This is a genomic window from Robertmurraya sp. GLU-23, from assembly GCF_052983275.1.
In genome coordinates this window covers 1-573 of record NZ_JBRKCV010000054.1, presented here as the reverse complement: position 1 = coordinate 573, position 573 = coordinate 1, and the positions used below count along the sequence as shown (strand labels likewise).

The following is a 573-nucleotide window of genomic DNA, read 5'->3' as shown; positions in this document are numbered from 1 at the left end:
AAAAGCTTAACTTCCGTGTTCGGTATGGGAACGGGTGTGACCTTTTCGCTATCGCCACTAGACCAGTATTCAATTGAAGGAATCATTCCTTCAAAACTAGATAATGAATGAAGAAGAAGAAATACACGGGTATCACTTTGCGTAATCGAGCTCCGGCTTGGTTAGTAGATGGAGAAACTAACCGGAAAAATTCCGTTTAAATTGGGAAATAGCCATATTTCCTTAAAAATAAGCGGAGTTTTTCCGCTTATTTGACCCAAATCTTTGAATTTTGGCTTATTTAGAGCAGTTAACCGGAATTCCTACGCTTATCTCTGCTTCTTAAGCTTCCTCCCAATACATTAGCCGGAAATTCTCCCCCTATTAATTCTCTTACCTATACGAAATCATCAATGAATAATTATAGAGCCAAAGTCAAAAATACGAGCATACAGGCAATTAGAAAAACACACAACAAAAAAAGCACCCATTCAGGTGCTTTTTTCTTTGCCTAGCGACGTCCTACTCTCACAGAGGGAAACCCTCAACTACCATCGGCGCTGAAAAGCTTAACTTCCGTGTTCGGTATGGGAA

The 573-nt window shown here is 40.0% G+C and carries 2 rRNA genes; both read right to left on the bottom strand.

Going from position 1 to position 573, the window contains the following annotated elements:
* Positions 1-62 (bottom strand): 5S ribosomal RNA (rrf, locus tag ACVBAX_RS25360); the annotation flags it as partial.
* Positions 63-488: 426 nt separating this feature from the next.
* Positions 489-573: ribosomal RNA gene (gene rrf, locus ACVBAX_RS25355) — 5S ribosomal RNA — on the bottom strand; the annotation flags it as partial.